This is a genomic window from Robinsoniella sp., from assembly GCF_034124845.1.
Map to the genome: position 1 here is coordinate 1 of NZ_JAWYAJ010000499.1, position 6,536 is coordinate 6,536.

At 43.1% G+C, this 6,536-nt stretch carries 6 protein-coding genes; all 6 read right to left on the reverse strand.

Annotated features, from left to right (window positions below):
- Positions 1 to 2,547 (reverse strand): carbamoyl-phosphate synthase large subunit (gene carB, locus ACH2DQ_RS24645; protein WP_395028588.1); only part of this gene is annotated, 2,547 nt, incomplete at its 3' end.
- A complete protein-coding gene (locus ACH2DQ_RS24650; protein WP_394912459.1) occupies positions 2,547 to 3,620 on the reverse strand; it encodes a carbamoyl phosphate synthase small subunit in 1,074 nt (357 codons plus the stop codon). The genes carB and ACH2DQ_RS24650, both read right to left, overlap by 1 nt.
- A gap of 433 nt (positions 3,621 to 4,053) precedes the next feature.
- Positions 4,054 to 4,737, reverse strand: coding sequence for a DUF554 domain-containing protein (locus ACH2DQ_RS24655; protein WP_394912460.1), 684 nt, complete (start codon positions 4,735 to 4,737; stop codon positions 4,054 to 4,056).
- A 126-nt stretch (positions 4,738 to 4,863) separates the two neighbouring features.
- Complete coding sequence (locus tag ACH2DQ_RS24660) at positions 4,864 to 5,682, reverse strand: MerR family transcriptional regulator (protein ID WP_394912461.1); 819 nt, start codon at positions 5,680 to 5,682, stop codon at positions 4,864 to 4,866.
- A complete protein-coding gene (locus ACH2DQ_RS24665) occupies positions 5,679 to 6,110 on the reverse strand; it encodes a hypothetical protein (protein ID WP_394912462.1) in 432 nt (143 codons plus the stop codon). Before ACH2DQ_RS24665 ends, ACH2DQ_RS24660 begins: the two co-directional genes overlap by 4 nt.
- Positions 6,107 to 6,536: DUF3990 domain-containing protein (locus ACH2DQ_RS24670; protein WP_395028589.1), on the reverse strand; the 430-nt coding region annotated here is incomplete at its 5' end. The genes ACH2DQ_RS24670 and ACH2DQ_RS24665, both read right to left, overlap by 4 nt.

Genomic DNA, 6,536 nt, shown 5'->3' on the forward strand with positions numbered 1-6,536 from the left:
GGTAACCTTGCTGATATAAGGCACGGTTCGGCTGGAACGGGGATTTACTTCAATTACATAAACCTCTTCCTGACAAACAATAAACTGGATATTAATCAATCCGATTACATGCAGTGACTGTGCCAGCTTTTTCGTATAATCTTCAATCTTAGCCTTAACATTTTCACCCAGGCTCTGTGCGGGATATACCGAAATACTGTCACCGGAATGAATACCTGCCCGCTCGATATGCTCCATGATTCCAGGGATTAAGATATCATCTCCATCGCATACCGCATCCACTTCGATTTCTTTCCCAACCAGGTATTTATCCACCAGAATCGGATGCTCCTGAGCGATACGGTTGATGATACCGATAAATTCATCCACATCTTCGTCATTGATTGCGATCTGCATTCCCTGACCGCCCAATACGTAAGAAGGTCTTACCAGAACGGGATACCCCAGTTCATTAGCCGCTTTCTTCGCCTCTTCAGCTGTGAATACCGTATGACCTGCCGGTCTTGGAATCTGGCATTCTTCCAGAATTTTGTCAAACAGTTCCCTGTCTTCAGCCGCATCCACATTTTCAGCGGAAGTACCCAGAATCGGCACACCCATTTTCATCAGCGCTTCCGTAAGCTTAATGGCAGTCTGCCCGCCAAACTGTACCACCGCTCCGTCCGGCTTTTCAAAACGCACAATATTTTCCACATCTTCCGGTGTCAGCGGTTCAAAATAGAGTTTATCTGCAATATCAAAATCGGTACTAACCGTTTCCGGATTATTATTTACAATAATGGTCTCATAACCTTCTTTCGAAAATGCCCAGGTACAATGTACAGAGCAGAAGTCGAATTCAATCCCCTGTCCGATTCTAATAGGACCGGATCCTAATACCAGAACCTTTTTACGGTCGTTAGTTTCAATTGCTTCATTTTCACTGCCGAATACCGAGTAATAATATGGCGTGCTTGCTGCAAATTCAGCTGCACAGGTATCTACCATCTTATATGCTGCAACAATGCCGTTTTCATAACGCATATCACGGATCTCTTTTTCGGTCTTGCCGGTAAGAGCTGCAATTACATTATCCGGAAATTCAATGCGTTTTGCTTCTTCCAGTAATTCGGTTGTGAATTCCTGCGTCTTAAGTGCCTCTTCCATTTCAACTAAGATAGCAAGTTTATCAATGAACCAGATATCAATCTTGGTAATATCATGAATGACCTCATAGGAAACGCCCTGGCGGATTGCCTCTGCAATCACCCAGATTCTCCTGTCATCAATTTTACCAAGCTGCTTTAACAGATCATCCCCATGAAGATTTGAGAAATCATATGACATTAAGCTGTCCACATGCTGTTCCAGGGAACGGATTGCTTTCATGAGTGCACCTTCAAAGTTATTGCAGATGCTCATTACTTCTCCGGTTGCTTTCATCTGCGTGGTAAGTGTTCTCTTCGCACTGATGAATTTATCAAACGGAAGTCTTGGAATTTTAACTACACAATAGTCCAGCATAGGTTCAAAACTGGCATATGTTTTTCCCGTTATGGCATTCTTTATTTCATCCAGCGTGTATCCCAGGGCGATTTTAGCTGCAACTTTCGCAATTGGATATCCGGTTGCTTTGGATGCCAACGCCGAAGAACGGCTAACTCGCGGATTCACCTCAATTACACAATATTCAAAGCTGGTTGGATGCAGTGCATACTGAACGTTACAGCCTCCGGTGATCTCCAGTTCACTGATAATATTCAGGGCTGAGGTACGGAGCATCTGGTATTCCTTATCACCCAGTGTCTGTGAGGGTGCTACTACGATACTGTCTCCGGTGTGCACGCCTACCGGATCTAAATTTTCCATATTACAAACGGTAATAACGTTTCCTGCGCTGTCACGCATTACTTCATATTCAATTTCTTTCCATCCGGAGATACAGCGTTCTACCAGTACCTGTCCTACACGGCTCAAACGCAGACCATTTCCCAGAATCTCAACCAGTTCCTCCACATTTGCGGCAATACCGCCGCCGCTGCCGCCCAGTGTATAAGCCGGTCTTAAAACGATGGGATAACCAATGGTGTTTGCAAACGCAATACCGTCCTCAATATTTTCCACAACCATGGAAGCTGCAACCGGCTCTCCGATTTTTTCCATCGTGCTCTTAAACTCCAGACGGTCTTCCGCTTTTTTTATCGTCATAGAGGTGGTACCGATTAATTTTACATTGTTCTTTTCAAAGAAGCCTTCCTCATCCAGCTCCATTGCCAGATTCAGACCTGCCTGTCCGCCAAGGGTGGGCAGCACGCTGTCCGGTCTTTCTTTTAAAATCAACTGTTTCACAACTTCTGTTGTAAGTGGTTCTATATATACTTTATCAGCAATCTGCTTATCTGTCATAATCGTTGCAGGATTGGAATTGAGCAGTACAACTTCTAATCCTTCTTCTTTCAGTGAGCGGCAGGCCTGTGTACCTGCATAATCAAACTCCGCTGCCTGTCCGATAATAATCGGACCGGATCCGATAACTAATACTTTTTTAATTTCAGGATTCTTTGGCATTATTTTGTCACCTCCATCATTTTCATAAACCGGTCAAATAAGTATCCGGAATCTAACGGTCCCGGACAAGCCTCCGGATGGAACTGTACGGTAAAGATATTCTTACCTGTGTATGCCAATCCTTCGTTAGTACCATCATTTACATTTACAAAAGCCGGTACCGCAACAGCTGGATCCAAATTGTCGGTATCAACCACGTAACCATGATTCTGCGAAGAAATGTATACTCTTCCTGTAGCCAGATCTTTCACCGGATGATTGCCGCCGCGATGTCCGTATTTCATTTTATGGGTATCTGCACCGGTAGCCAGTGCCATTAACTGATGTCCAAGACAGATTGCGAAAATTGGAATCTCAGAATGGTATAACTTCTTGATTTCTTCTATAATAGAAGTACACTCTTTGGGATCTCCAGGTCCGTTAGAAAGCATAATGCCATCCGGATTAGATGCCATGATTTCGCTTGCCGAAGTCAGTGCCGGATATACCGTCACTTCACATCCCAGCTGGTTCAATGAACGTGCTATATTTCTCTTCGCTCCTAAATCTAACAGGGCAACTTTCGGGCCATTCCCTTCCAGGACATATTTTTCCCTGCAAGAAACTTTTTCTACAACTTTTCCTGTAGTGTATGCTTTTAATCTGGGGATGATCTCTTCTATATGATAATGCTCATTCGTGGTTATCATACCGTTCATGGTACCTTTTTCACGGAGAATCTTCGTGAGCGCTCTGGTATCAATTCCTGCAATCCCCGGTATATCATGCTTTTTCAGAAATTCCTGAATGGTTCCTTCACTTCTGAAATTGCTTGGAATCCTGGATAACTCACGCACAATGTATCCATCCGGCCATGGCCTTGCAGATTCCATATCCTCATGGCAGATACCATAGTTGCCAATCAGCGGGTAAGTCATTACCACTGCCTGCCCTGCATAAGAGGGATCTGTCAGAACCTCCAGATATCCTGTCATGGATGTATTAAATACGATCTCACTGATCATTTCCTTTTCGGCGCCGATACTGGTTCCGGTAAATACAGTGCCATCTTCTAATATTAGAAAAGCTTTCATATGCCACCTTGCCCTTTCTTTTTCTTATAATTATAGTAACCATTTTGTGCGAAAAATACTGAATCATGTTCTCACAAAATGCGCAGTTCAACGCATTCCTGACTGTGAATAGTAACTTTCGTTCCTATCTTCGCGCAAAAAAAAAGAGAACGCCACTAAAATCTCAGGCTCCTATAGCCGCAAAATTTTGCCATGCGCTCCCCCTCGAGTCAAACTTGGAAGTCTGAAACCAAATTCAGACTTCTTTGTATCACCACACTATAGGTTCTCAAATTGTTAAGATTCTACCATATCCGCCGACACATTTCAACCTTTTTTTCAATAAATTTTTGGAAATATTTTTTGATTCATAATTTTGGATTGCAGCTTCCAGGCTTTAAACCTCTATTTATACTGGATTGGTATGATTTTCTTGTCAACATCAATAAAATTTTTACTTCAAAAAAAATCCCTGTAATAAAAACCAGACAGGCGGCACAAGCAATGCCGGCAGCATATTCAGAGCTTTACAATCTTTTATTTTTAATATAGAAAGTCCCGAACTGGCAATGAGAAACCCACCCACTATGGAGATCTCCGTCAAAAGTTCCGGTGTTAAGAAACCAGACAATAGTCCTGCCCCCAGATAAATACTTCCCTGCCACACGAACAATACCCCAGCAGTAATTGCCATCCCGATTCCATATGTAGAAGCAAGTACCATAGAAGTCACAAAATCCAGCGCAGCATTGGTGAATAAGTAAGTATTATCTCCATGGAGGGCACTTTCCATCGGTCCCAGTATGGATAAGGTACCAATACAGAATAATAAAATTCCGGTAGCCAGCCCCTGCCCCAGATTGCTGCTGGAAAATTTATTCGTCAACTTCGTAAACCGCCCGTTAATATCCAGCATTGTACCAAGCAGGCTGCCAATTGCCAGACTGATAATAAACAATACCGGGAACTGGCTCTTTGGCATATTCTGTACAATTGCATTAATGCCAAGTCCCGCTGCAGCCAGACCCATGGCATTAAACAGTGCTCCCTGGTATTCTTCTTTGATTCCCTTCTTAACCAGGCTTCCGATTATGCTGCCTGCCAGTATCGTACCTGTATTTACAATCGTTCCAATCATAATAAATTTTCTCCTTCAGCACAAAAGCCTGTTTGAAACATCATTTCAGCCTTCTGCACGCTCTTGTTTTTACAAAAATATAAACCCTCCAGCAGATAGAGGGTCAAGAGATTTGTTAAAATAAAATTAAATACTTTTATATGGAATCTGTAACTCTGTCACAAACCTGGAGGAATCGTCTGTCATTCCTGCATCAATCAGGGTTATTTCCACAGAATCTCCATCAGGTTCATATCCCTGCTTCTCCATATAAGAGAGTAATTTCAGATAATAGCCTTTGGCTTTCTCATGGGTTCCCTGATACCGGATGGTTACATAGTACGATTCTTTTAAACAGATGGTATCCTCCCGGTATTCATCTTCTTGTTCCAGAAGTACAAAAATCCCGGAAAACTTTTCAAACCTGCGCTTTACCAGATCTTTTCTGGAAACGGACACGCCCACTTTACCAAGAAACATCACTGCCTTTAAATTGTTATTGCGCTCCAGTTCACGAATGGGATATTCCAAATCCTCCCCTACGGGGATCTCTTTTCTGAGATATGCTGCTTTTCGCAAAGAAATCTGCTTCTCTATAATCCGGTCATACACAGTTTCCACTGCATCCTGGATCTGCGTCAGCCGTCTCTGAAGCTTTTTTTCCACCAGTTCCAGTTCTCTTTTCCGGGCTGCAATCTCTTCTTGCTGCCCCCTTAATATGGTAACCATCTGATCAATGTCCTTATTTCCAAAGAAATCAGCGATTTTCTCAATGGGCATGTTAAGTGCCCGGAGATATTTTATCGTATTCAAACGTTCAAACTGTCTGGTTGAATAGTAACGGTATCCGGTACCGGGATCAGTCCGTTCCGGCTTTAGCAGTCCGATTCCATCGTAATACCGCAAAGTGCGTATGTTAACATCAAATAATTTGGCCACTTCTCCGATTGTAAATAATTCTTTCATAAATGCTGTCTCTGCCTGTATAATTCTTTCAGATCTTCTATTGCCATTCCCATGTCTAATATGTGAAACCCAAAATAAATCTCATTCATAATCTGTGCGTCTGCCTGGTCAAAAATATCACGGCTCTTTTCTCCTGTCATATAGTGCCAGCAACGGTAAAGATAGCCGCTCCAATACATCACTTCATTGGTGTATTTATTCCCGGTACCTTTTAATCCTCCGGCTTCCTGCCCCAGTAATTCCAGCAGATAAGCTTCCCCAGCCCATTGAAGTCTGTCATAATCCTCATCTAACCCTGCTGCCACGCTGCTCTTCATAAATACCTTTATAAAATCTGGGCTGTCATATCCCATTTTCAGGGAAAGTTCAAACAACCGTCCCTGTATATTGCAGAGCTGTCGTTCAATCAGACTTAAGTTTTTCATCATATTCGGCCGCCCCCATTCAGTATTTCATCAAAATAGCGGCCCTCCCTGCGGTGTTTTCGGCAAATTTCCTCTGCTCTGCTAATCTCACCTGCACGGTTCGCCTCACACATTTTCCGGGAATAAGCCCTTTCTTTTTCTCCTATGGGAAGATTCTCTATGACGCGTATCTGCTTACATGCCCGTTCACTGACCGCTGCATACTGCTTGTCGGCTTTCAGTGCACTGAGGCTGCTCATCAATGCCGCATCCGTAATTTCACAGGAAAAAAAACGCTCCAGGACAACAAACATGCGGTCACTCACCACATAGCCGCTTATCATATCACAGTCTTTCGCAATATTTTTAAATTTCTCGTAGTAAGGCGTTCCTTTCATTTCTTCCATTCTGCCTCTGTTCAGCGCAATGAGCATCGCCCAGTCTATACTC